This is a genomic window from Streptomyces sp. NPDC086989 (assembly GCF_044745505.1).
In the GTDB taxonomy this organism is placed as follows: domain Bacteria; phylum Actinomycetota; class Actinomycetes; order Streptomycetales; family Streptomycetaceae; genus Streptomyces.
In genome coordinates this window covers 101,683-125,713 of record NZ_JBIVAL010000004.1, presented here as the reverse complement: position 1 = coordinate 125,713, position 24,031 = coordinate 101,683, and the positions used below count along the sequence as shown (strand labels likewise).

At 70.9% G+C, this 24,031-nt stretch carries 15 protein-coding genes; 8 read left to right on the top strand and 7 right to left on the bottom strand.

From position 1 onward, the window contains the following. Positions 1 to 10 precede the first annotated feature (10 nt). On the top strand, positions 11 to 733 hold the full coding sequence (locus tag ACIPK4_RS10250) for a TetR/AcrR family transcriptional regulator (protein ID WP_402310864.1): 723 nt from the start codon (positions 11 to 13) through the stop codon (positions 731 to 733). 123 nt (positions 734 to 856) lie between these two features. Beyond that, positions 857 to 1,393 carry a GNAT family N-acetyltransferase gene (locus ACIPK4_RS10245; RefSeq protein WP_054226356.1) on the top strand — a complete coding sequence of 179 codons (537 nt, stop codon included), beginning with the start codon at positions 857 to 859 and terminating at the stop codon, positions 1,391 to 1,393. Here the strand turns inward: ACIPK4_RS10245 and pulA are convergent. Continuing rightward, positions 1,380 to 6,722, bottom strand: coding sequence for a pullulanase-type alpha-1,6-glucosidase (gene pulA / locus ACIPK4_RS10240; protein WP_402310862.1), 5,343 nt, complete (start codon positions 6,720 to 6,722; stop codon positions 1,380 to 1,382). The two genes, ACIPK4_RS10245 and pulA, sit on opposite strands and share 14 nt — an antisense overlap. Before the next feature lie 85 nt (positions 6,723 to 6,807). After that, on the bottom strand, positions 6,808 to 8,505 hold the full coding sequence (locus ACIPK4_RS10235) for a carbohydrate-binding module family 20 domain-containing protein (RefSeq protein ID WP_402310859.1): 1,698 nt from the start codon (positions 8,503 to 8,505) through the stop codon (positions 6,808 to 6,810). A 575-nt stretch (positions 8,506 to 9,080) separates the two neighbouring features. Here ACIPK4_RS10235 and ACIPK4_RS10230 point away from each other — a divergent pair. From ACIPK4_RS10230 to ACIPK4_RS10215, 4 genes are all read left to right on the top strand, one after another. Then, positions 9,081 to 9,929 carry a hypothetical protein gene (locus ACIPK4_RS10230; protein WP_402310857.1) on the top strand — a complete coding sequence of 283 codons (849 nt, stop codon included), beginning with the start codon at positions 9,081 to 9,083 and terminating at the stop codon, positions 9,927 to 9,929. 50 nt (positions 9,930 to 9,979) lie between these two features. After that, positions 9,980 to 11,317 carry an FG-GAP repeat domain-containing protein gene (locus ACIPK4_RS10225; protein WP_402310854.1) on the top strand — a complete coding sequence of 446 codons (1,338 nt, stop codon included), beginning with the start codon at positions 9,980 to 9,982 and terminating at the stop codon, positions 11,315 to 11,317. Between the two features lie 117 nt (positions 11,318 to 11,434). After that, the gene (locus ACIPK4_RS10220; RefSeq protein WP_402310851.1) at positions 11,435 to 12,616 is read left to right on the top strand and encodes a transglycosylase family protein; all 1,182 of its coding nucleotides are present in this window, start codon (positions 11,435 to 11,437) and stop codon (positions 12,614 to 12,616) included. Between the two features lie 61 nt (positions 12,617 to 12,677). Next, positions 12,678 to 15,071 (top strand): FG-GAP-like repeat-containing protein, encoded by a 2,394-nt coding sequence (locus ACIPK4_RS10215; protein WP_402310848.1) that lies wholly within the window; start codon positions 12,678 to 12,680, stop codon positions 15,069 to 15,071. Between the two features lie 45 nt (positions 15,072 to 15,116). On the opposite strand, the gene ACIPK4_RS10210 is transcribed toward ACIPK4_RS10215, so the two are convergent. The 5 genes from ACIPK4_RS10210 to ACIPK4_RS10190 form a co-directional block, all read right to left on the bottom strand. After that, entirely contained in the window at positions 15,117 to 16,133 is a 1,017-nt protein-coding gene (locus ACIPK4_RS10210) for a LacI family DNA-binding transcriptional regulator (RefSeq protein WP_402310845.1), read from the bottom strand. Beyond that, positions 16,121 to 17,728 (bottom strand): glycoside hydrolase family 13 protein, encoded by a 1,608-nt coding sequence (locus tag ACIPK4_RS10205; protein ID WP_376196876.1) that lies wholly within the window; start codon positions 17,726 to 17,728, stop codon positions 16,121 to 16,123. Before ACIPK4_RS10205 ends, ACIPK4_RS10210 begins: the two co-directional genes overlap by 13 nt. 74 nt (positions 17,729 to 17,802) lie before the next feature. Beyond that, positions 17,803 to 18,663, bottom strand: coding sequence for a sugar ABC transporter permease (locus tag ACIPK4_RS10200; protein WP_054226351.1), 861 nt, complete (start codon positions 18,661 to 18,663; stop codon positions 17,803 to 17,805). Between the two features lie 2 nt (positions 18,664 to 18,665). Further along, complete coding sequence (locus ACIPK4_RS10195; RefSeq protein ID WP_376196878.1) at positions 18,666 to 19,706, bottom strand: carbohydrate ABC transporter permease; 1,041 nt, start codon at positions 19,704 to 19,706, stop codon at positions 18,666 to 18,668. Positions 19,707 to 19,714: 8 nt separating this feature from the next. Continuing rightward, entirely contained in the window at positions 19,715 to 20,989 is a 1,275-nt protein-coding gene (locus ACIPK4_RS10190) for an extracellular solute-binding protein (RefSeq protein WP_054226349.1), read from the bottom strand. A gap of 222 nt (positions 20,990 to 21,211) precedes the next feature. Between ACIPK4_RS10190 and ACIPK4_RS10185 the strand changes: the two genes are divergently transcribed. Together ACIPK4_RS10185 and ACIPK4_RS10180 are read left to right on the top strand one after the other, a co-directional pair. Then, positions 21,212 to 22,867 carry an alpha-amylase family glycosyl hydrolase gene (locus ACIPK4_RS10185; RefSeq protein WP_402310840.1) on the top strand — a complete coding sequence of 552 codons (1,656 nt, stop codon included), beginning with the start codon at positions 21,212 to 21,214 and terminating at the stop codon, positions 22,865 to 22,867. Positions 22,868 to 22,893: 26 nt separating this feature from the next. Beyond that, positions 22,894 to 23,943: a LacI family DNA-binding transcriptional regulator gene (locus tag ACIPK4_RS10180; protein WP_402310838.1), complete on the top strand. Its 1,050-nt coding sequence runs from the start codon at positions 22,894 to 22,896 to the stop codon at positions 23,941 to 23,943. Positions 23,944 to 24,031 lie beyond the last annotated feature (88 nt).

The window sequence follows — 24,031 nt, the reverse complement described above, 5'->3', positions numbered from 1 at the left end:
GGGTGTCCGCATGACAAGCGGGACGCGGCGCAGGATGGGTGTCGAGGAGCGGCGGCAGCAGCTGATCGGGGTCGCCCTGGAGCTGTTCAGCCACCGGTCGCCCGACGACGTGTCGATCGACGAGATCGCGGCGGCCGCGGGCATATCGCGACCGCTCGTCTACCACTACTTCCCGGGCAAGTTGAGCCTGTACGAGGCCGCCCTGCGGCGGGCCGCCGACGAGCTCGCGCAGCGGTTCGTGGAGCCGAGGGAAGGCCCGCTCGGGGCCCGGCTGCTGCGGGTCATGGGCCGGTTCTTCGCGTTCGTCGACGAGCACGGGCCCGGTTTCTCGGCGCTGATGCGGGGCGGCCCGGCCGTCGGGAGCAACCGGACCAACGCCATGATCGACGAGGTCCGGCAGGCCGCTTACCAGCAGATCGTGACGCACATCGGGATCGAGAAGCCGCCGGCCCGCCTCGAACTCGTGGTGCGGTCGTGGGTGTCGCTGGCGGAGTCCACCGCTCTGATCTGGCTGGAGGGACGGAAGATCCCGCGGGCGGAGCTGGAGCTCCAGCTGGTGCACGACTTCGCTGCGCTGGCCGCGGTGAGCGCCGCGTACGACGCGGAGATGGCCGCGATCCTCGGCCGGATCCTCGCCGACGAGCCGGCCGACGGGCCGTTCGGGGAACTGGTCGGGCGGCTCGTGGGACTCGTCCCGGCGACGGTGGACCCCGGGGTGCCCGCGCCCCGGTGACCGGACCCGCAGACCGGCCCACCGACGGACCCGCCGACCGGGCCCTCGGCCGGGCCCTCGGCCGGCCCCCGCAACGGGCACCCGCGGCCGGGCCCCGGTGATCATCCGCGTGATAATACGCGCGTGATCATTGATGACGGGATCTTGTTCCGGCGGGCCGTCGAGAAGGACGCCGCCACCCTCGTGGCCCTGTACGACCAGGCGGCCCGGTGGATGCGGGGCCACGGCATCGACCAGTGGAAGCCCGGCGACAAGGACGCCGCGCACTTCCTGGCCAAGATGCGCGAGGGCGAGGTGTGGCTCGCCGGGAACGCCGACGGCCGGATCATCGGCGCGTACGAGCTGTGGTGGTCCGACGAGGAGGCCTGGGGCGTGCAGCCGCCGGTCGCCGGCTACGTGCACCGGCTGATGGTGGAACGCGAAGCCGCGCCCGCGGGGGCCGGACGCCGGCTGCTCGAACATGCCGAGCGGCGCATCGCCGGGTCCGGACTGCCGCGGGCGCGGCTGGACTGCGTCTCCACCAACCCCCGGCTGCTCGCGTACTACCGGGGTGCGGGCTACCGGGTGGTCGGGGAGTTCCCCCACAAGGAGGGCAAGGACGGCCGCGTGTACGGGGTCATCCTGCTGGAGAAGCGGCTCGATCAGCTCACCGTCGTGTGAAGACGGCGACCGTGCGGGCCGGGGTGGTGAACTCTCCCGTCCGTGCGTCGTACGTCGCCTGCCTGACCGCAGCGTCGGCGCCGGCCGCCTGGACCGGGTGCAGGGCGTAGCCGGTGCCCGCGAGGGCCGGGATGCGCTGGGGCTGGGCGGTGGGGGTGGCGTTGAAGACCACCACCAGGTCGCCGAGGGTCATGGTGATCACCCCCGGGGTCTCGTCCGTGCCGGAGAGCGGGAAGGCCAGTGCGGCCTGGACCGCCTCCGGTGTGGTGAGGGCGAAGGCCCGTTCCGTCGTACGGATCCGCAGCAGGTCGCGGTAGGCCGCCGAGGCTCCGGTGATGTCGGCGCAGCCGGGCGCCGGGCGGCCGCCCAGCAGCGGCTTCGCGTACGGCCACTTGGAGCCGTTGTCGGCGGCGGGCGGAAGGCCCCGGCCGAAGCCGTTGCCGTCGCGGCAGTCCCAGTGGATGGCGTTGAACCAGTCGCCGCTGTCGAATGAGTTGCGGTCGAGGGACTTCGAGCGGAGCAGGTCCGTGCCCGCCTGGGACAGCGAGGGGCCCTGCGAGAGGGTGCCGACGGCCATCGCCAGGACCTGCATCCGGGCCTGGTCGGCGGTGGAGGTGCCCTCCGGCAGCTTGTACGCCAGGGCGTCGGCCAGGGTTTCGTTGTCGTGGGCGTCGGCGTAGGCGAGGGCGTCGCCGGGGGCCGCCGCGTAGCCGGCCGGGGAGCCGTTGTAGTCCACCTCGGCGCCCTTGGTGCGCCGGCCGGTGGTGTCCGTGAACGCGTACGACGCGAGGTTGCCGGACAGCCCGACCTTGATCAGGTCCTGGTCGTGCAGGAGCCGCGCCCGCTGCTGCTCCGCGGTGCCGTTCACGGGTGAGGCGTTCGGGGCGGTGAACAGGCCGGAGGCGAAGCCCTGGACGCGGGGGTCCTCGTCGAACGGGCCGCCGCCGCGGACCGCGTCGCGCGAACGGTCCGAGAAGGTGGCGATGCCGGTGCCGGCCATGTTCTTCTGCGTGGCCTGGACGAAGCGGGCGTCGTCCGCGACCTCGCCGAAGTTCCAGCCCTCCCCGTACAGGATGATCTTCTTGCCGTCGACGCCGTCCTTGGCGACGGTCAGCGCGTCGAGGGCCTTGCGCACGGCCAGGATGTTCGCCTTCGGGTGGTGGCCCATCAGGTCGAAGCGGAAGCCGTCGACCTTGTACTCCTTCGCCCAGGTGACGATCGAGTCCACGACGAGGCGGCCCATCATGGCGTTCTCGGGGGCGGTGTTGGCGCAGCAGCTGGAGGTGGCGACCGATCCGTCCGCCAGCAGCCGCTGGTAGTAGCCCGGCACGATGCGGTCCAGGACCGACTTGTCGGACTGGCCGGAGGCGACCGTGTGGTTGTAGACCACGTCCATCACCGTGCGCAGGCCGGCCCCGTTCAGCGACTGGACCATCCTGCGGAACTCGACCGTACGGGCCGTGCCGTTCGGGTCGCTCGCGTACGAGCCCTCCGGGACGGTGTAGTGCAGCGGGTCGTAGCCCCAGTTGTACGCGTCCTTCGCGGCCGCCGCGGCCACGCAGGCCTGCTGCTGCGGCGAGTCCGGCGCGTACACCTTCAGGTCACAGGCGGGTTCGGTGCGGTCGGAGGCCTTCTCCGGGATCGTGCCGATGTCGAATGCGGGCAGCAGGTGGACGTACGAGGTGCCGGACGCGGCCAGCGCGCGCAGGTGCTGCATGCCCGCCGAGCCGGTGTCGGTGAACGCCAGGTACTGGCCGGGGTGGGCGCTCGTGGGGTCCGCGACCGAGAAGTCGCGGATGTGGAGCTCCTGGATCTGCGCCGAGGTGAAGGGGACGGCCGCGGGCTTGCGCAGGTCGCGCCAGCCGGGAGGGGCCAGCTTCGGATCGGCCAGGTCCACGGCCAGGCTGTTGGTGGAATCGGTGGTCAGGGCGGTGGAGTACGGGTCGGTGACGAGGTTGCGGACCATCTGGCGCGTGCTGGGGGCCCACACGGTCACGTCGTAGCGGTACGGCTTGCCCTTCCAGCTGCGCTCACCGCGCACCGACCAGACGCCGGTGGTGTCGTCGCGGTGCATGGCGACGGTGCGGCCGTCGAGTTCGAGGGCGACCTTGCGGGCGGTGGGGGCCCATACGGACAGGGTGGGGCGGCCGTCCTCGAAGACGGGGCCGAGCCGGGCCGTGTTCGCGTACAGGTCGTCGAGGACGCCGGCGAGCTGGACGCCGGTCGCGGCCAGGACGGCGCCGTTCGCGGCGCGGGCGCTCGCGACGAGCTGGCCGCGCAGGGCCTCGCGTACGCGGCCCCGGTCGCGCGGGTCGACGGTGTACGCGGTGTACGCGGCCAGGTGCGGGAACTTCTGCTTCTGGGCGGCGGTGAGCTCGGACTTGGCCAGGCGCAGCCACTGCGCGCCGTTCTCGTGCAGGACGCCGTTCTCCGCGGTGACGGCGCCCTCGCGGGAGGCGAGGAGCTGGACGGAGGCGGCGGCCGCGGGGGCGTTCCAGGCGAGGGTGTCGCGGTCGATCCAGACGGCCTCGGCCTTGGTGAGGTCCAGGGCGGCCGAGGAGCCGGCGGGCTGCGGGAGGAGGTAGGGGGCCCGGCCGCCCAGCATCCAGACCTCGTGGCCGGTGGCCTTCAGGTCGAGGGACTGGTCGGTGGGGAGGTCCTTCTCATCGCCCTTGTGGAGGATGTAGCTCAGGCTGGTCGCACCCGCCGCGAGCGGGACCTCGTACACGGCTCCGTAGGAGTCGGTGCGGGCCGGCATCAGCGGCTTGGACCAGTCGGTGGGGGTCGCGGCGCCGGTCCAGACGTGCAGGCCCCAGCCGTCGTGGGCGCCGTCGGCGCGCCGGTAGTGCAGGACGGCCTTGGCCTGGTCCTGCGGCGGGTAGGCGGGGCGGTCGGTGCGGGCCGCCTCGGTGCCCTGCTCCAGCCAGACCTCGCCGCTCTTCGTCACGTCGAGGCTGCGGTCGGCCGCGACGTCCTTGTTGCCGTCCTTGTCGATGACGAGGTAGCCGATCGAGGAGGCGCCGGGCTTCAGGCGGACGTAGGCGAAGGCGCCGTACGCGTCGCGGCCCGTGAAATCGTGCCCGGCGGGCCAGGGCGTGGCCTCGCCGTCGGCGAGGTCGCCCCAGGCGTAGAGCCGCCAGTTCGTGTAGTCGCCGTCGGGGCGGTGGTAGTGGACGACCGCGTAGTCGCGCTGGGTTGCGGTGGGCACCGGGGCGGGCGGGACCTGGCCGGAGACGGATCCGGCGAGGGCGCTCGCGGTGCGGCCCGAGGCGTCGACGACGACGGCCTTGTAGCGCAGGGCGGTACCGGCCGGGGCCGTGATGTGCTGGGTGACCTTGTACGGGGCGTGGTCGGCGGAGCCGAGGACCTGCCACGGTCCGCTACCGGTCTGGGCGGCGAAGACGACCCGGTTCAGGCCGCCGCCGGTGACGTCGGCGGACAGCTCCACGGTGCCGGTGGCGCCGGGGGCCGGGGCCTTCAGGGTGACGGCGGGCTTGGCGGCCGGGGCCGCGAGGGGGGAGACGCCCTGGAGGACCACCGAGCCGAGGGCCGGGACGGTGACGGTGAGCTTGCCGGCCGCGGAGGAGCGGATCAGGGCGGTGCCGCCGTACAGGGTGCGGTACTGCGCACCGGCCGGGGCGTCGAGTTCGACGGTCCGCGCCTCGGTGCCGTTGTTGGCGGCGACCAGGTACTCGGTGCGGCTGCGGGTGTCGGTGCGGGCGAAGGCGTAGACGGAGCCGTCGGAGAGACGTTCGCTCTGGACGCCGTCGCGCAGCGCCGGGTGGGCCTTGGTCAGCCGGGACAGCGCGGCGATCTGGCGGTAGAGCGGATGGGCCGGATCGTAGGCGTCGTCGGCGTGCGTGCGCGCCGTTCCGAGCTGGTCGTCGTCCAGGTAGTCGGCGATGCGCGTGGCGAACAGCGGCTGGCGGGCGTCCTTGTCACCGCCGGCGCCCGTGAAGCCCTGCTCGTCACCGGAGTAGATCACCGGGTTGCCGCGGGAGAAGAACATCAGCTCGTTGGCGAGCCGGTAGCGGTCCAGCAGTTCCTGCTCCCCCGCCCCCGGCCGGTCCTGCTTCAGGAAGGTCCCGAAGCGGCCCATGTCGTGGTTGCCGAGGAAGGTGACCTGCTCGTACGCGTTCGCCTTGTCCGTGGTGTACCGGTAGTCGCCGGCCAGGACGGAGCCCAGCCGCGGGGCCGCCGCGCCCTGGGAGGCGTAGGCGCGGATCGCGTCCTGGAGCGGGAAGTCGAGGGTGGCGTCGAGGCGCCCCTGCGTCACGTACGGGGAGGTGACGGCGGTGTCGGCGGAGTAGACCTCGCCGAACATGAAGAAGTTCTTCCGGCCGTGCCGGGCGGCGTACTTGTCGAGGGCGGTGGCCCACTGCGTCCAGAACCCGGTGTCGACGTGCTTGACGGTGTCGATGCGGAAGCCGTCGATCGAGAAGTCCTTGACCCACTTCTCGTAGATCTTCTCCATCCCGCTGACGACTTCGGGGCGCTCGGTCCACAGGTCGTCGAGACCGACGAAGTCACCCTGGTCGGAGGATTCCCCGGCGAAGGTGGAATCGCCCCGGTTGTGGTACATCGCCGGATCGTTGAGCCAGGCCGGGGACTTCAGGTTCTTCTTCGCCTCGGGTACGAACGGCGTCCGCGGGAAGGACCCGGCGTCGACCGCGGGGAACTTGCCCTTCCCGTCCGCATACGCCGAGTCGTCGAAGGGCACCCCGTCCTTCGTCAGATAGGGGAAGGCCCCCTTCGACAGGTAGGAGTAGGAGGCCTCCCGGTAGTCGACGACATCGGCCGTGTGGTTGGTGATGACGTCGAAGAAGACCTTCATCCCCTTCGCGTGCGCCTTGTCGATCAGCTTCTCCAGGTCGGCGTTGGTGCCGAAGTGCGGGTCGACCTGGGTGAAGTCGGTGATCCAGTACCCGTGGTACCCGGCGGAGGCGTCGGCCCCCTTGCCCTGCACCGGCTGGTTCTTGAAGATCGGCGCCATCCAGATGGCCGTGGTCCCGAGCCCCTTGATGTAGTCGAGCCGGTCGGTCAGGCCCTTGAGGTCGCCGCCCTGGTAGAAGCCCTTGTCCGTCGGGTCCAGTCCGGTCTCCAGCCGGGTGCCGGTCAGGCCGCCGGTGTCGTTGCGCGGATCGCCGTTCGCGAACCGGTCCGGGAGGACGAAGTAGAACTGCTCCCGGGTCAGGTCGTGCCGCGCGGGCTCGGCGGCCAGCTTGGCGTCCGAGGGCGGGGCGGGCGGCGCGGCGGCCGCTGCCGGGAGGGCGGGCAGCAGCGTCACGGCCAGGGCGGCGGCGATCACTCCCGCGGCGGGGCGTATCAAGGCGGGTCTCCTCGTGTACGGGAGGGCCGCCCGGCGGATGGCGGGGTGGAACACCGGGCGGCCCTGGTCTGTGGGGTGTGGTGACTCAGTTGCGCCAGGTGTCGTTCAGCACGACCTTGCCGCCGCCCGGGACGGTGGCGGTGCGGTTGGCCCCGCTCTCCCAGGTCACGTTCCCGGCGGCGTCCTTGCGCAGGTACTTGTACGAGAACGCGGTCCCTGCCGGGAGGGACACGTCGAGCTTCCAGACGGGGTAGGCCGCCGGGTCGAGCTTGAGGGCGCTGCCGGTGTTCCAGCCGCCGAGCTCGGCGCGGTCCCCGGTGACGTAGACGTCCTGCCCGGGCACGGTGGTGGCGTTGACGCCGAACGAGGCGCCGGCGGCGTTCGCGGGCGCACCCGTACAGCCACGGGCGCCCACGTGCAGGGCGAGTGCGGTACCGGCCCCGATCGTGGCCGTGAACTGTCCGGCGGAGTTCACGGTCACGGTGCGCCCGCTCTGCACGTCGCAGTAGTCACCGCCCGCGAGCGAGGTCTGGAAGGTCCGGGTGAGGCCCGCGCCCTCGTGGTTGATGACGAGGTACCCCTTGCCGCCCCGCCCGAAGGCGATCTGGTCACCGCCGTTGTCCCACCAGTCGGTGACGGCCTGGCCGCGCGTGGCGTTGCGGAATCCGACCATGGAGGCGATCTCGCGCCAGGCGTGCTGGCACTTCCACCCGTCGGAGTAACAAGCGTTGACCGTACCGCCGTTCGGCGGGCCGGCGTCCTTGTCGGTCCACTCGTACCCGGAGTGCACGTCGGGGGAGCCGTAGGGCCAGGCGAGCATGAAGACGCTCGCCAGGGTGTAGTCGGAACCGTTCTTGTAGTTCAGGGTGTCGCCGCCGCGCTCGGTGTCGTGGTTGTCGACGAACACCCCGGCCTGGCCGCTCGGCATGTACCCCCAGGCCTCCCCGAAGTTCTTCAGGTAGGCGAGGTTCTCGTTCTGGAAGACCCGCTTGAGGTCGCGGGCGTAGCGGAACTCCTGCACGTCACCGTTGCCGAGGTACTCGCTCGGGGAGACGGCCTCGCCGGCCCCGTAGATGGCCTCCTGCTTCCAGTACACGCCCGGATTGCTCAGCCGGGACTTGATGTTGGCCAGGTCGGCGGCGGGCATGTGCTTGGCGGCGTCGATCCGGAAGCCGTCCACGCCCAGCGACAGCAGGTCGTTCAGGTACCCGGCGATCCGCCCGCGCACGTAGTCCTCACCGGTGTCCAGATCGGCCAGCTGCACGAGTTCGCAGTTCTGGACGTTGGCCCGGTCCTGGTAGTTGGAGATGCTCACCCGGCAGTCGTCCATGTCGGCGCCGGAGTAGACGCCGGGGTAGTCGTACTTCGTGTACGAAGACCCCCCGGTCCCGACGCCGTTCCCGGCGGCCATGTGGTTGATCACGGAGTCGGCGACGACCTTGACCCCCGCAGCGTGACAGGTGTCGACCATGGCCTTGAACGCGGCCCGGTCACCCAGCCGCCCGGCGATCCGGTAGCTGACGGGCTGGTACGAGGTCCACCACTGCGCCCCCTGGATGTGCTCCTGGGGCGGCGACACCTGCACGTACCCGTACCCGGCGGGCCCGAGCGAATCCGTGCAGGCCTTGGCGACGGACTCGAACCGCCACTCGAACAGCACGGCGGTGACGTCCTTGGCGCCGGGCGCGGCGGCAACGGCCCGGGGCGCCTGCCCTGCGAGCCCGGCGGCGGCAAGTGCGGTGGCGGCGAAAAGAGTTGCAGCTCTGACGGCTCTGGCAGGCATGCGGGGGGCCTCCTGGCGGGAGAGGTGGGGATTGCAGCGACGGTAGGGGCCAGGTAGGAGCGCTGCAAGACTTTGCGCAAGAGATTGCAGAATTGTTTCCCCGACGTGTCCTCCAGGCCGCCCGCGCCTGCCGGTTGACGCCGCACTCAAGGGGGCAAACCCAGACCCCTCACCCCAGGCCGGACCCGGCACCGGTCCGAGCGTCGGGGCGGCAAGGCAACCACCCCGGCAGCACCTGGGCAGCGCCCCGGCAACGCCCCGGCAACGCCCCGCTGGACGGAACGGTCCAGGGCCCCTTCCGTCCACCGAGAACCCCTTCCGCCTGCCCTGAGCTGCGACGAAGCTAGTGATCGCCGGCAAGGAACACCACCACCGAGACCACCGGGTGGCAGGAACCCGACCGGCATCGCTCGCCGCGTTTCCCCTACGACCGCTGCACCTGCAGGGCAGCTGTCACGGACCGCGGCACCCGGGCGAACTCCCGGCCACTGAGGCCGCCCCGGCGTTCCGACGCCGCCACCCCGCCGATCACAGGGCACCGCCGTGCCTGCACCGTCCGGAAGGACTGCTCAACCATGCCCGCACCGCGTCGCAGTCGCATTGCGCTGATCGCCGCCGTTCCCGTGGTCGCCGTCGCGGCCCTGGCCACCGCCCAGTTCACCAGTGCGTTCGCCGCCGAAGACCTTCAGGCCGCCGCCCCCGCCGTGACGGCCCCGGCCACAGGCACGCCCTCCGCGACCACGACGCCCGCCCAGACGCCCGGCACCCCCGCCGTCACAGCGACGCCCTCCCCTGCAGGGACGGCGCCGTCGGCCACGGCCAAGCCGACCACGGTCACGCCGTCGGCCGGCCGGGCGGCGGCCGGCAAGGCGCCCGCACCCCTCGCGGTGCAGGAACTGCCCAACCAGGCCAAGGCGGGCTGGAAGCCGATCGGTCCGGCCAAGAGCCGCACGGTCGCCCCCTCCAGCAGCCTCAACGAATGCGCCGCCGTCCAGGGCGCGACCGGCTGGCAGCAGCAGGGCTGGGCGAGCACGGCGAAGACTCCGGCCATCCAGGACACCTTCACCTTCGCCACCCCGGCCGACGCCGACCACGCCCGCCAGGCACTCACCGCCCAGCTCGACGGCTGCCAGGCCACCCTGCGCGACGCGCAGACCAAGCAGGGCGGCACCCCCGACGCCACGTCCACCCGCACGGCCGAACGCCCGGCGGCAGCCGCCTGGCAGTACCAGTGGACCGCCGTGCCCGGCATGTCGGCCCCCGGCCGGCAGACGCACCACGTCTACCTGGCCGCGGACGGCGCCGTTCTCACCGTCCTCCAGTACAGCGACCTCGCGTCTGCCGGACAGGCCAACTCCACCACGCCCGCTTCCGACGCCGATCTGCTGACCACGCTCACCGGAAGCCTGGCCCCCACTCGCTGAGTCCCACCGCTCCACCCCAACGCCTCGACTTCTCACCAGGAGACATCACCATGCCGCGTACCAAGCGCACCCTCGCTTCCCTCGCCTCCCTCACCGTGCTCGCCGCCGCCGGCGCTGCCGTGACGCTCGCCGCCCCGGCCCAGGCCGCGTCCTCGGTGGGCGGCACGATCACCCGCGGCGAGGTCATCGCCCGCGCTCAGAGCTGGGTCGACCAGGGCGTTCCGTACAACCAGGGCGCCTACCACTCGGATTCCAACGGCTCGTACCGGGAGGACTGTTCCGGTTACGTGTCCATGGCCTGGCACCTGAACTCCAGCCTGACCACCTGGACCCTGCCGGACGTGTCCACCAAGATCAGCTTCTCGCAGCTCAAGCCGGGCGACGCGATGGACTACACCGACGCGCACACCTTCCTGTTCGCAGGCTGGACCAACCAGTCCACGGGCGCCTTCACCTACTACGCCGAGAGCAACTCCAACAACCCGACGCACGGCCCGACCTCGGCGAACATCAACAGCTCCTCCCTGGAGGGCTGGCCGACCAGCTACTACGACGCGCTGCGCTACGACAAGATCGTCGATGACGCGGCCCCGGCGCCGGTGATGGCACGGACGGTGGGTGCCGACTTCAACGGCGACGGCAAGCAGGACATCGCGGGCATCGACGCGAACAGCAACATGAAGCTGTACACGGGTGACGGGGCGGGCAACGTCGGCGGCGGCAGCGACATGCTCGGCAGCAACGGCCTGTGGAAGGGCTTCAAGTCCATCGCCGCCGGTGACTTCAACGGCGACGGCAAGCAGGACATCGCCGGCATCGACGCCACCGACAACCTCAAGCTCTACACCGGCGACGGCGCAGGCCACCTCGGCGGCGGTACCAACATGCTCGGCAGCACGGGTCTGTGGAAGGGCTTCAAGGCCATTACGGCCGGCGACTTCAACGGCGACGGCAAGCAGGACATCGCCGGCATCGACGCCACCGACAACCTCAAGCTCTACACCGGCGACGGCGCGGGCAACCTCGGCGGCGGGTCGAACATGCTCGGCAGCACCGGCCTGTGGAAGAACTTCAAGGCCATCACCGCCGGCGACTTCAACGGCGACGGCAAGCAGGACATCGCCGGCATCGACGCCACCGACAACCTCAAGCTCTACACCGGCGACGGCGCAGGCAACCTCGGCGGGGGCACCGACATGCTCGGCAGCAACGGCCTGTGGAAGGGCTTCCGGTCCCTGCTGTCCGCCGACTTCAACGGCGACAACAAGCGGGACATCGCCGGCATCGACGCGAACAACAACATGAAGCTCTACACCGGCAACGGCGCGGGCACCGTCAGCGGCGGCACCAACATGCTCGGCAGCAACGGCCTCTGGGCCGGCTTCTAAGACCCGGCTTCCCTCCCCCGCGGTGTCCGGACCCCGACCAGGTCCGGACACCGCCCGGGCCCGTGCCCCCTTCCTCGCCCCCGCCCCAGCACTTCCTCACCTGAAGCGAGCAAAACGATGAACCGCAAGCGCATCCTGTCGGCCACTCTCGTCGGCCTGGTCTCCGCCTCGACCCTCTGCCTGAACGTCACCACCGCCGGCGCCGCGTCGGTGAGCACCTGGGACAAGGTCGCCAACTGCGAGAGCAGCGGCAACTGGTCCATCAACACCGGGAACGGCTACTACGGCGGCCTCCAGTTCTCCGCTTCGACCTGGAACGCGTTCGGCGGCGGGGTCTACGCTTCCCGCGCCGACCTGGCGACCAAGCAGCAGCAGATCCTCATAGGCGAGAAGGTCCTCGCGGCCCAGGGCCAGGGCGCCTGGCCCAGCTGCGGACCGGCGGCCGGACTGGGCAGCGACCACGCCGACCCGTACCCGACCGACCCGACTCCCCCTGCGGCACCGACGATGGCCCGGACCGTGGCGGCCGCCTTCACCGACCTCACGCCGAGCATCGCCGGAATCGACGCCAACAACAACATGGAGTTGTACCTCACCGACGGCCCGGCCATCATCGGCACCGGTGACGGCAGTCACATGCTGGGCAGCACGGGTCTGTGGAAGGGCTTCAAGGCCATCGCCGCCGGCGACTTCGACAGCGACGGCAAGCAGGACATCGCGGGCATCGACGCCAACGACAACCTCAAGCTCTACACCGGCGACGGCCACGGTCACCTCGGCGGCGGCACCAACATGCTCGGCAGCAACGGCCTGTGGAAGGGCTTCAAGGCCATCACCGCCGGTGACTTCAACGGCGACGGCAAGCAGGACATCGCCGGCATTGACGCCAATGACAACCTCAAGCTCTACACCGGCGACGGCGCGGGCCACGTCGGCGGCGGCACCAACATGCTCGGCAGCACGGGTCTGTGGAAGGGCTTCAAGGCCATCACCGCCGGCGACTTCAACAACGACGGCAAGCAGGACATCGCCGGCATCGACGCCACCGACAACCTCAAGCTCTACACCGGCGACGGCGCAGGCCACGTCGGCGGCGGCACCGACATGCTCGGCAGCAACGGCCTGTGGAAGGGCTTCCGGTCCCTCGTGTCCGCCGACTTCTCCGTCGACGGCAAGCGGGACATCGCCGGCATCGATGCGAACAACAACATGATGCTGTACACGGGCGACGGCGCGGGTCACGTCAGCGGCGGCACCAACATGCTGGACCGCACCAGCGGCGCCTGGGCCGGCTTCTAGGACCCCGCCCCTTCTGTTCTCCGCTCCCCCTCCCGCCCTCCCCACCAGCAAGGTAACTGTCATGCGGAAGTTCTCCGGCCGTCGGACGCTGGCCCAAGGCGCGCTCACGCTGTCCCTCGCCGTCACCGCCACGCTCGCAGTGGACGGGTTCGCCACGGCCGCAGCCGCGCAGCCGGCGGTGGCGGCGGCACCCTCGGCCGTACAAGCCGATGCGGTGGCGGGCAGCGGGGTCCAGCTCACGAAGGCTCCCCGGGACCACCAGCTCTTCCCGCGCGACCCCGCCACGAACAACGCCGTCGTCACCATCGCCGGCAGCGTCACGCAGGCCGGCGCCACTTCGATGCGGCTGGACGTCGTCCGGGACGGGGAGCCCCTGTCGAGCAGCAGCGTCCCGGTGAACGGCGGCGGATCGACGTTCACCTTCACGCCGGGGATCCAGGCGGGTCTGCACGGCTACTCCTTCAGCCTCTACTCCGTCTCCGGTTCCACCGCCACGCTGCAGGGCACGTGGAGCGACATCGTCGCGGGCGACGTGTTCATCGTGAGCGGCCAGTCCAACGCGGCCGCCCGCCGGCACTTCCCGTCGAACCCCGGCAACCCGTCCGACACCTCCAACTCCAGCAGCGCCGACCGGTCGCCCTGGGTGCGTACGTTCGGCTCGTCCACGGCCGATCCCACGGCGGCCGCCCAGGACGACACCTGGCAGGTCGCGGAAGGCGACGGCTACCAGGCCACGGGGGCGGTCGGCCAGTACGCGCTCCGCCTCGGCCACCAGGCGGTGAACACCTACGGCATCCCCGTCGCCCTCCTGCAGGGCGGTCACGAGGGCGTCCCCGTCACCTTCTTCCAGCGCAACGACGCGAACCCCGCCGACGCCGGCACCAACTACGGGCGCCTGCTCGGCCGGGCCCAGCGGGCGGGAGTTCAGGGCCGGGTCCGCGGCATCTTCTGGTACCAGGGAGAGTCCGACAACAACAACGTCGCCAGCCAGACCGCCGGCTTCAAGTCCCTGCTGGACGACTGGAAGAGCGACTACCCGGGTGTGGAGCACGTGTACGCCCACCAGATCCGCAACGGCTGCCTCGACGCCACCGGCGCGCCCCAGAACTCCTACGAGGAGCGCGAGGCCCAACGGCAGTACGCCGCGCTCCCGGGCGTCACCGTCCTGTCCACCACCGGCATCAGCGGACAGGGTCCCGACAACTGCCACTACTACTACGTCGGCGGGTACCGTGATCTCGCCGATCACGACTTCCTCTCCATGGCCCGGGACTACTACGGGGGCAGCGCCGCGGCGAGCACCGCTCCCGACCTCCAGAGGGCATGGTTCTCCAAGGCAGATCGCACCGAGATCACCCTTGCCCTGCGCAACGGCACCGACGCGCTCGTGGCCGGATGCGGTCCCGTCACGGACTTCGTCGTCAACGGCAGCCCGGTGTCAGTGGCGTCGATGGCCGTCAGGCCGGGCTTCGTCCACCTGCGCCTGACCGGTCCGGCAACCGGCGCCACGGGTGTCAGCTACGTCGGGCACGACGGCGCCGGCCCCTGGATCACGAACAGCAACGGAATCGGCCTGTTGGCCTTCTACAACGTGCCGTTCTCCGCGGACCAGGCCGGAACCTTCCCGACGGCGCTCGCGAACTGTCCGGTCCCCGTTCCGGCGCCGGTCATGGCACGGACGGTGGGTGCCGACTTCAACGGCGACGGCAGGCAGGACATCGCGGGCATCGACGCGAACAGCAACATGAAGCTGTACACGGGTGACGGGGCGGGCAGCCTCAGCGGCGGCAGCGACATGCTCGGCGGCAACGGCCTGTGGAAGGGCTTCAAGGCCATCACCGCCGGCGACTTCAACGGCGACGGCAAGCAGGACATCGCCGGCATCGACGCGAACAGCAACCTCAAGCTCTACACGGGTGACGGCGCAGGCCACCTCGGCGGCGGCACCGACATGCTCGGCAGCAACGGCCTGTGGAAGAACTTCAAGGCCATCACCGCCGGCGACTTCAACGGCGACGGCAAGCAGGACATCGCCGGCATCGACGCGAACAACAACATGAAGCTCTACACCGGAGACGGCGCAGGCCACCTCAGCGGCGGCACCGACATGCTCGGCAACAACGGCCTCTGGAGAGGCTTCAAAGCCATCACCGCCGCCGACTACAACAACGACGGCAAGCAGGACATCGCCGGCATCGACGCCACCGACAACCTCAAGCTCTACACCGGCGACGGCGCAGGCCACCTCGGCGGCGGGTCGAACATGCTCGGCAGCACCGGCCTCTGGAAGGGCTTCCGGTCCCTGCTGTCCGCCGATTTCAACAGCGATGGCAAGCAGGACATCGCCGGCATCGACGCGAACAACAACATGAAGCTCTACACCGGAGACAACGCCGGTCACGTCGGCGGGGGCACCGACATGCTCGGCAGCAACGGCCTCTGGGCCGGATTCTGATCGGACCGTGCGAGACGGGGGCACCACTTTGGTGCCCCCGTCTTCTTACGCGCCCGGGCCCTGGCCCGTTGAGCCCCTGACCACCAGTTCCGGCTGGAACACGTATTCCGTGCGCTGGACCGGGGTGCCGCCGACCGCCTCCAGGAGGGCTCCGACCGCGGCCGTCGCCATGGCGCGGACCGGCTGGCGGACCGTCGTCAGCGGCGGGTCCGTGAACGCGATCAGCGGTGAGTCGTCGAAACCGACCACCGAGACGTCCTCGGGCACCCGCAGCCCCCGCTCCCGCACCGCCCGGATCACGCCGAGTGCCATCGGGTCGCTGCCGCACACGATGCCGGTGCAGCCGCGGTCCAGCAGGGCGCCGCCCGCGGCGTGGCCGCCCTCGACCGTGAACAGCGTGCGCTGGATCAGCCCCTCCGCCTCGGCCTCCGGCAGCGCGGCCTTGAACCCCTGCTCCTTGCGGGCCGACGGCACGTACCGGGTCGGCCCGATGGCCAGGCCGATCCGCCGGTGCCCGAGGTCCTCCAGGTGGCGGACGGCCATGTCGGCGGCCGCCCGGTCGTCCGGGGAGATGAACGGGGCGTTGACGTGCTCGTTGAAGCCGTTGATGAGTACGAAGGGGACGCCGCGGGAGGACAGCCGCTGGTAGCGGGAGGGGTCGAGCGTCGAGTCGGCGTGCAGGCCGGACAGGAAGACGATCCCGGTGACCCCGCGTTCCTCCAGCTGTTCGACCAGTTCGTCCTCGGTGGCTCCGCCCGGCGTCTGGGTGCACAGCACCGGCGTATAGCCGTGTCCGGCCAGTGCCTGCTCTATGACCTGCGCGAACGCGGGAAAGATGGGGTTGGTGAGCTCCGGGATGAGCAGGCCCACCAGCCCGTTGCTGCGGCGGCGCAGCCGTACGGGACGCTCGTAGCCGAGCAGGTCCATGGCGGCCAGCACCTTGTGCCGGGTGCCGGCCGCCACGCCCGCCTTGCCGTTGAGCACACGGCTGACCGTCGCCTCGCTGACCTCGGCCTGCGCGGCGATGTCCGTCAGCCGGAGCGGGGAGGTCACCCCTGCCACCACACCGCCGTGTCGGCGGGCAGCGTGCCCGGGTCGGTCAGCTCGGCGCTGGCGAGCAGGACGGCGGTGCCGCGCGCGGGCGTCCGTACGGGCTCGCCGGTCGTGTTGACGGTGCAGAGGAAGTCGCCGCGGCGGAACGCCAGGACGCCCTCGGGCGCCTCCAGCCACTCCACCGCGTCGCCCGCGCCGAGGTCGGCCCGCTCGCGGCGGATCCGCAGCGCGGCGCGGTACAGCTCCAGCGTCGAGGAGGGGTCGCCGGTCTGGGCGGCCACGCTCAGGTCGGCCCACTGTGCGGGCTGCGGCAGCCAGCTGCCTCCGTCGCCGAAGCCGTACGGGGCCTGGTCGCCGGACCACGGGATCGGCACGCGGCAGCCGTCACGCAGTCCGTCCTGGCCGTTCTCCTTGAAGAAGGACGGGTCCTGGCGGACCTCGTCGGGCAGGTCGACGACCTCGGGCAGGCCGAGCTCCTCGCCCTGGTAGACGTACGCGGATCCGGGCAGCGCCAGCATCAGCAGGGCGGCGGCCCGGGCCCGGGCCAGGCCCTGCGCCCCGCCGCCGTAGCGCGTCACGTGGCGCACGACGTCGTGGTTGGACAGCACCCACGTGGTCGGCGCGCCCACGGGCCGCATCGCGTCGAGCGATTCGTCGATGGAGGCGCGCAGCGCGGCCGCGTCCCAGCCGGTCGTGAGGTAGTGGAAGTTGAAGGCCTGGTGGAGTTCGTCGGGGCGCAGGTAGAGCGCGGTGCGGTCGGCGCTCGGGGTCCAGGCCTCGGCGACGCCGATGCGGTCGCCGGCGTACTCGTCGAGGACGGTCCGCCAGGAGCGGTAGATCTCGTGGACGCCGTCCTGGTCGAAGAAGGGCAGCACCTGGTTGCCGAGGAGCTTGAGCTGCTCGTCGCGGCCGAGGTCGGGCAGGCCGGGGGCCTTGACGAGGCCGTGGGCGACGTCGATGCGGAACCCGTCGACGCCGAGGTCGAGCCAGAACCGGAGCACGGAACGGAACTCGTCCTGGACGGCGGGGTGTTCCCAGTTGAAGTCGGGCTGCTCGGGGGCGAAGAGGTGCAGGTACCACTCACCGTCGGCGACCCGCGTCCACGCCGGGCCGCCGAAGATCGACTCCCAGTCGTTCGGGGGCTCGGAGCCGTCCGCGCCGCGGCCCGGGCGGAAGTGGAAGCGCTCGCGCAGCGGCGTCCCCGGTCCCTCGCGCAGTGCCTGCTTGAACCATTCGTGCTGGTCGGAGCAGTGGTTGGGGACGAGGTCCACGATGATGCGCAGGCCCAGCCCGTGCGCTTCGCGGATGACGGCGTCGGCGTCGTGCAGGGTGCCGAACATGGGGTCGATGGCCCGGTAGTCGGCGACGTCGTAGCCGGCGTCGGCCTGCGGGGAGGCGTAGAACGGGCTGAGCCAGACGGCGTCGACGCCCAGCTCCTTGAGGTAGGGAAGCCGGCTGCGGATGCCTTCGAGGTCCCCCATGCCGTCCCCGTTGGAGTCGGCGAAGCTGCGCGGATAGACCTGGTAGATCACCGCTTCTCTCCACCAACCGGGCAGGGTGCTGCCGGCCTGGGTGGGGATCGTTTCGGCGAGGTGCTGGGTCATGTCGTCCTTGGAGAGATCGGGCCGGGGGTGTGTGGGGGCAGGCGCCGGGTGGTCAGCCCGTGGTCGCGAGGGCGTCAGCCCTTGGTCGCGCCTGCCGTCATCCCGGCGACGAGGTGACGCTGGGCGAAGAGGAAGAAGACGGCCGCGGGGATGGCGATGAGGACGGAGGCGGCACTCATCGCACCCCAGTTGGAGGTGTACTGCGTGACGAAGGTCTGCAGGCCCCCGGCGAGGGTGAGGTGCTCGTCGCCGACCATGAAGGCGGAGGCGTACGCGACCTCGCCCCACGCGGTGATGAAGGAGTAGAAGCCGGTGACGGCGAGGCCGGGCTTGGCCAGCGGGAGGATGAGGCGCCAGAAGGTGCCGAAGGGGTTGAGCCCGTCGACGCGCCCGGATTCGTCGATCTCGACCGGGATGGTGTCGAAGAAGCCCTTCATCATCCAGGCGCAGAACGGCACCGCGATGGTCAGGTACGTGATGATCAGGCCGAGCGGCTGGTTGAGCAGTCCGAGCTGTCCCATGAGGTTGTAGAGCGGGACGATGAGGATGGCCATCGGGAACATCTGCGTGATGAGCAGGGTCCACATCAGCGGCTTCATGCCGGGGAACTTGAACCGGCTGACGGCGTAGCCCGTGGTGGCGGCGATGAACACACCGAGGACGGTGGTGATGCCGGCGACGAGCACGGAGTTGCCGAACCAGGTGAAGAAGGAGGTCGACTCCACCAGGTAGTGGTAGTTGTCGAGCGTCGGTTCCTTCACGAAGTCGGTGGAGATGGCGTACTTCGCGGGCTTGAGGGAGGTCAGCAGGACCCACAGCACCGGGAAGACGGCGATCACGGACGCGACGACGAGGGTGGCGTGCAGGCCGGTGGAGGCGAGCGGCGAACGCTGCCCCCGGGCGCGCGGGCTCCGCGGGGTTCGCGAGGTCGTCATGGTCACCACACCTCTCCCTGCTTGCGCAGCGAGCGCCGGTAGACCAGCGCAAAGATCATGAGCAGGGCGAGGATGAGCACGCCCCAGGTGGCCGAGCCGGCGAAGTCGCGCGGGCTGGACACGAAGGCCTCGCGGAAGGCCTGGGTCACGAGGATCTCGGTGGAGTCGCCCGGTCCGCCCCGCGTCAGCAGGAAGATCACCGGGAACATGTTGAAGGTCCAGATGGTGGAGAGCAGGATCACCGTCATGCTCACCGTGCGCAGCCCGGGCAGGGTGATGTGCCGGAACCGCTGCCAGGCCGTGGCGCCGTCCATCTCGGCGGCTTCGTAGAGCTCCGCGGGGATGGACTGCAGTCCGCCGAGCAGGGCCACCATCATGAAGGGGACGCCGAGCCAGACGTTGACGGCGATGACCGAGAACTTCGCCCAGGTCGGGTCGTCGAGCCACGGGACGGCGGAGATGCCGCCGCCGTCGAGGATCTTGTTGAGGATGCCGCTGTCGCGGTTGAACAGGAACCGCCAGGCGAAGACGGAGACGAAGCCGGGGACGGCCCAGGGCAGGATGAGCGCCATCCGGTAGGCGGCGCGGCCCCGGAAGTCCCGGTTGAGCATGTTGGCCAGGGCCAGTCCGAGCGTGAAGGTGATCGACACGCACAGGACGGTCCAGACGATGGTCCACACCAGCCGCTGCAGGAACACCGGGTCGGCCAGGACGTCGGCGTAGTTGTCGAGGCCGACGAACGTGTAGGTGGCCTCGATGTGGTTGGCGCCGATGGTCCGGGCGACGTTGCGCTCGTTGGCGTCGGTCAGCGACAGGTAGATACCGCGGAAGAGCGGCCAGCCGATGATCACGGCGAGGACGAGCACCACCGGGGCGACCATGGCCCAGGCGTACCAGTGGGTGGCGAGGGCGCGCCCCAGTCCACCCCTGCTCGCGCGGGGGGCCTTGCTGTCAGTCCTGCGGCTCCGGCCGCGGGCGGCGACGGTGTCTTCCCCGTCGCGGCCCGCGGCCTTCACCACCGACTGGCTGGTGTCAGCAGCCATTGTCTTGTCTACTTCCAGCCCTTGAGGATCTTGCGGAACTCGACGCCGGCCGACTTGGCCGCGTCCTCCGGGCTGGCCGCCCCGGTGATCGCCTTGGTGTATTCGACCTTCAGCGGCTCGAAGAGGGAGCCGTTCTCCGGGATCCAGGCGCGCTCGACGGCCTTGTCCACGGCCGGCTTGAAGAACTGGACCATCTCGTTCGACTTGACGTCCGGCTGCTCGTAGGCGGCGGTCCGGGTCGGGAGCAGGCTGAGGTCCTTGGTGGCCTGCACCTGCACGTCCTGCGAGGTCATGTACTCGACGAAGGCGTGCGCGGCGGCGCGGTTCTTGGAACCGGCGTAGACGGCGAGGTCGTGGCCGCCCTGCGGGGCACCGGCCTTGGCGGAGCCCGCCGGGACGGGGGCGACGCCGAGGTTGGCCTTGTCCTTGAACTGGTCGCCGGCGTAGGTGTCGGCGACGGCCCACGGACCGTTGATCATCATTGCGGCCTCGCCCGACTTGAAGGCGGTCTGCATGTTGGTCCAGCCGTCGGTGGCGTTGGTGATCGCCGCGCCGGAGGTGACCAGGTCGCGGGCGGTCTTGAACGCCTTGACACCGGCCGGGTTGTCGACGGTGACCGTCTTGCTCTTCGCGTCGACGAGGTCGCCGCCCTCGCCGTAGATGAGCGGCAGGAACCAGTAGGAGTCGTCGCCGCGCAGGTAGAGGCCGGCCTTGCCGGTCTTCGCCTTGATGGCGGCGGCGGCGGTCTTCACCTCTTCCAGCGTCTTGGGGGGCTGGACGCCGGCGTCGGCGAGCATCTTCTTGTTGTAGAAGAGGCCGAGGGTGTCGATGACCTGCGGGACGGCGTAGGTCTTGCCCTCGTACTTGCCGCTGGCCGCGGCCTGGGGCAGGAACTCGGCGTCGACCTTCTTGGCGGTCTCGGCCGGGACCTCGTCGAGGTAGCCGAGCGAGGCGAAGTCGGCGACCCAGCCGACGTCGGCACGGATCACGTCAGGGGCTTCGGAACCGCTGCTGAAGGCGTTCTTGACCTTGTTCTGCGCGTCGCCGTACGGGACGTTGACGTACTTGACGGTGACCTTCGGGTGCTTCGCGGTGAACGCCTCGGCGATCTTCTGGAAGCTGGCCTTCTCGGCGTCGTTCGAGGTGTCCCACCACGTGACCGTGCCGGAAAGCTCGCCGCCTGCCTTGGTCTCGCCGGCCGCGCCCTTGTCGTCCCCACCGCAAGCCGTCGCCGCGAGCGCCAGGGTCGCGACCAGCGCGGTGGCCGCTATGCCACGCCGCATATGAACTCCTTCGATGATCCCGGCCGCGCCCTCGCGGTCCCGAGTTGCTGGGAACGTAACAAGCCTGAAAGCTGACCGAAAGAGCTTGCGGCAATTTTCTGCAAGTCGGGCCGATCGTTACATCCGTGTGTCCTGACGGTTGCCGCCGCTTGCTGGTTGTTCGAACTTCCTTCGGGTCATCAGCCCCGCAACCAGGGGGCATGTACCCGCGTTGACACCGGTATGACCCATGAGCTGACCGCATCCCGGCTTGCAAGCGCTTCCAGCAAGGTGACCGTAAGCGGCGGCTGGTGGCGCGATGCCGTCATCTACCAGGTGTACGTACGGTCCTTCGCGGACAGCGACGGGGACGGCGTCGGCGACCTGCGCGGGGTGCGCGCGCGCCTGCCCCATCTGGCCCGGCTCGGGGTCGACGCCGTCTGGCTCACCCCCTTCTACGTCTCCCCGCAGGCCGACGGCGGCTACGACGTCGCCGACTACCGGGCCGTCGACCCGCTCTTCGGGGACCTCGCCGACGCCGACGATCTCGTCCGGGCGGCCCACGCGCTCGGGCTGCGGGTCATCGTCGACGTGGTCCCCAACCACACCTCCGAGCGGCACCCCTGGTTCCAGGAGGCCCTCGCCGCCCCCGCCGGCCACGCCGCCCGGGACCGGTACCACTTCCGCCGCGGGCGCGGAGCCGCCGGAGAGCTGCCACCGAACGACTGGGAGTCCGTCTTCGGCGGGCCCGCCTGGACCCGGACCGCGGACGGCTCCTGGTACCTGCACCTGTTCGCGCCCGAGCAGCCCGACCTGAACTGGGAGCATCCCGAGGTCGCGGAGGAGTTCGCCTCCGTCCTGCGCTTCTGGCTGGACCTCGGCGTCGACGGGTTCCGCATCGACGTCGCCCACGGCATGATCAAGGCCCCCGGCATGCCCGACATCGGCCGCGGCGCCCAGGCCACCCTGATCGGCACAGAACCGCTCCCCTTCTTCGACCAGGACGGCGTCCACGAGATCCACCGCGCGTGGCGGCGGCTGCTCGACTCCTACTCCTCCGGCCTTGGGCCGGGAGGTCCCCCCGGCCCGCGCATCGGCGTCGCGGAGGCCTGGGCGCCGACCTCGGAGCGGCTCGCCCTGTACGTCCGGCCCGACGAGATGCACCAGGCCTTCAATTTCCGCTTCCTGAACTGTCCCTGGGACACCCGCACGATGCGGACCGTGATCGACGAGTCCCTGGCCGCCACCGCCTCCGTCGGCGCCACCACCACCTGGGTGCTGTCCAACCACGACGTCGTGCGCCACGTGACGCGCTACGGCGGCGGGGCGCAGGGCCTGGCCCGGGCCCGGGCCGCCGCCCTGCTGATGCTGGCGCTGCCCGGATCCGCGTACCTCTACCAGGGCGAGGAGCTCGGCCTGCCCGAGGTCGTCGACCTGCCCGACGAGGTCCGCCAGGACCCCGCCTTCGTCCGCAGCGCCGGGCAGGACGGACTGCGCGACGGCTGCCGGATCCCGCTGCCCTGGTCCGGCGAGGAGCCCCCGTACGGTTTCGGGCCGGCCGGGACCTGGCTCCCCCAGCCGCGGGACTGGGCCCCGCTCAGCGTGGCCGCCCAGACCGGCGACCCCCATTCCACGCTGGAGCTGTACCGGGCCGCCCTGGAGCTACGCCGCGCGCTGCCCGGCCTCGGCTCCCCCGATGCCGGCCCGCTGACCTGGCTGTCCGCGCCCGACGGCGTCCTGCTGTTCACCCGGCCCGGCTTCGCCTGCACCCTCAACAGCCGCTCCGAGCCGCTCGAACTGCCCTCGCCGGGGCGCCCCGTACTGTCCAGCGCGCCGGTCGAGACGGACGGCCGGACCGTACTGCTGCCCTCGGATTCGTGCACGTGGTGGGCTTTGTGAGCCGGGGACCGGTACAGTCCAATCCCGTGACCGCACGGCTAGCCGACATCGCAGCCCAGGCGGGGGTCAGCGAAGCCACAGTCAGCCGCGTGCTCAACGGCAAGCCCGGTGTGGCCGCAGGCACCCGCGAATCCGTGCTGGCCGCGCTCGACGTCCTCGGTTACGAGCGTCCCGTCAAGCTGCGCCAGCGCAGCGCGGGCCTCGTCGGGCTGATAACCCCCGAGCTGGACAACCCCATCTTCCCGGCGCTCGCCCAGGTCATCGGCCAGGCCCTGACCCGGCAGGGGTACACCCCGGTGCTGGCGACGCAGACACCCGGCGGGTCCACGGAGGACGAGCTGACCGAGATGCTGGTCGACCGCGGGGTCTCCGGCATCATCTTCGTCTCCGGGCTGCACGCCGACACCACCGCCGACATGGGCCGCTACGACCAACTCCGCGGGCAGGGCGTTCCGTACGTCCTGATCAACGGGTTCTCCGACAAGGTCCAGGCCGCCTTCGTCTCCCCCGACGACCGGGCCGCGATGCAGCTCGCCGTGACCCACCTCACCGCGCTGGGGCACACCCGCATCGGGCTCGCCGTCGGCCCCAAGCGGTTCGTGCCCGTCCTGCGCAAGATCGAGGGCTTCCGGCTGGGGATGAGGGAACGGCTCGGCCTGGACGAGGCCGAGGTCGAGGAGCTCATCCAGCACTCGCTGTACAGCCTGGAGGGCGGGCAGGCAGCGGCGGCCGCGCTCATCGCCCGCGGCTGCACGGCCGTCGTCTGCGCCAGCGACATGATGGCGCTCGGGGCGATCCGGGCGGCCCGGCAGCAGGGGCTGCGGGTGCCGCAGGACGTCTCGGTCGTCGGCTTCGACGACTCCCCGCTCATAGCGTTCACGGATCCGCCGCTGACCACCATCCGGCAGCCGGTGCAGGCCATGGGACAGGCGGCCGTCCGCACGCTGCTGGAGGAGATCGGCGGTACGCCGGCTCCGCACGGCGAGTTCGTCTTCCTGCCCGAGCTCGTGGTCCGCGGCTCCACCGCCTCCGGCCCGCGGCAGGGTGCGTCTGCCGGCCGCCGGCCGGCGCAGTAGGGGACCGTCTCGTCCCCAGGGGTGAGCGGCTGCGCCGGAGACCCTACCGAGGGATGATCGAAGGCGGGAACGCATCTGGCAGACTCTG

Bases quoted from the DNA above. Each gene is read 5' to 3' on its own strand.
- ACIPK4_RS10250 (WP_402310864.1), top strand. From the start codon at position 11: ATGACAAGCGGGACGCGGCGCAGGATGGGTGTCGAGGAGCGGCGGCAG.
- ACIPK4_RS10235 (WP_402310859.1), bottom strand. From the start codon at position 8,505: ATGCCTGCCAGAGCCGTCAGAGCTGCAACTCTTTTCGCCGCCACCGCA.
- ACIPK4_RS10230 (WP_402310857.1), top strand. From the start codon at position 9,081: ATGCCCGCACCGCGTCGCAGTCGCATTGCGCTGATCGCCGCCGTTCCC.
- ACIPK4_RS10225 (WP_402310854.1), top strand. From the start codon at position 9,980: ATGCCGCGTACCAAGCGCACCCTCGCTTCCCTCGCCTCCCTCACCGTG.
- ACIPK4_RS10220 (WP_402310851.1), top strand. From the start codon at position 11,435: ATGAACCGCAAGCGCATCCTGTCGGCCACTCTCGTCGGCCTGGTCTCC.
- ACIPK4_RS10215 (WP_402310848.1), top strand. From the start codon at position 12,678: ATGCGGAAGTTCTCCGGCCGTCGGACGCTGGCCCAAGGCGCGCTCACG.
- ACIPK4_RS10205 (WP_376196876.1), bottom strand. From the start codon at position 17,728: ATGACCCAGCACCTCGCCGAAACGATCCCCACCCAGGCCGGCAGCACC.
- ACIPK4_RS10200 (WP_054226351.1), bottom strand. From the start codon at position 18,663: ATGACGACCTCGCGAACCCCGCGGAGCCCGCGCGCCCGGGGGCAGCGT.
- ACIPK4_RS10195 (WP_376196878.1), bottom strand. From the start codon at position 19,706: ATGGCTGCTGACACCAGCCAGTCGGTGGTGAAGGCCGCGGGCCGCGAC.
- ACIPK4_RS10190 (WP_054226349.1), bottom strand. From the start codon at position 20,989: ATGCGGCGTGGCATAGCGGCCACCGCGCTGGTCGCGACCCTGGCGCTC.
- ACIPK4_RS10185 (WP_402310840.1), top strand. From the start codon at position 21,212: ATGACCCATGAGCTGACCGCATCCCGGCTTGCAAGCGCTTCCAGCAAG.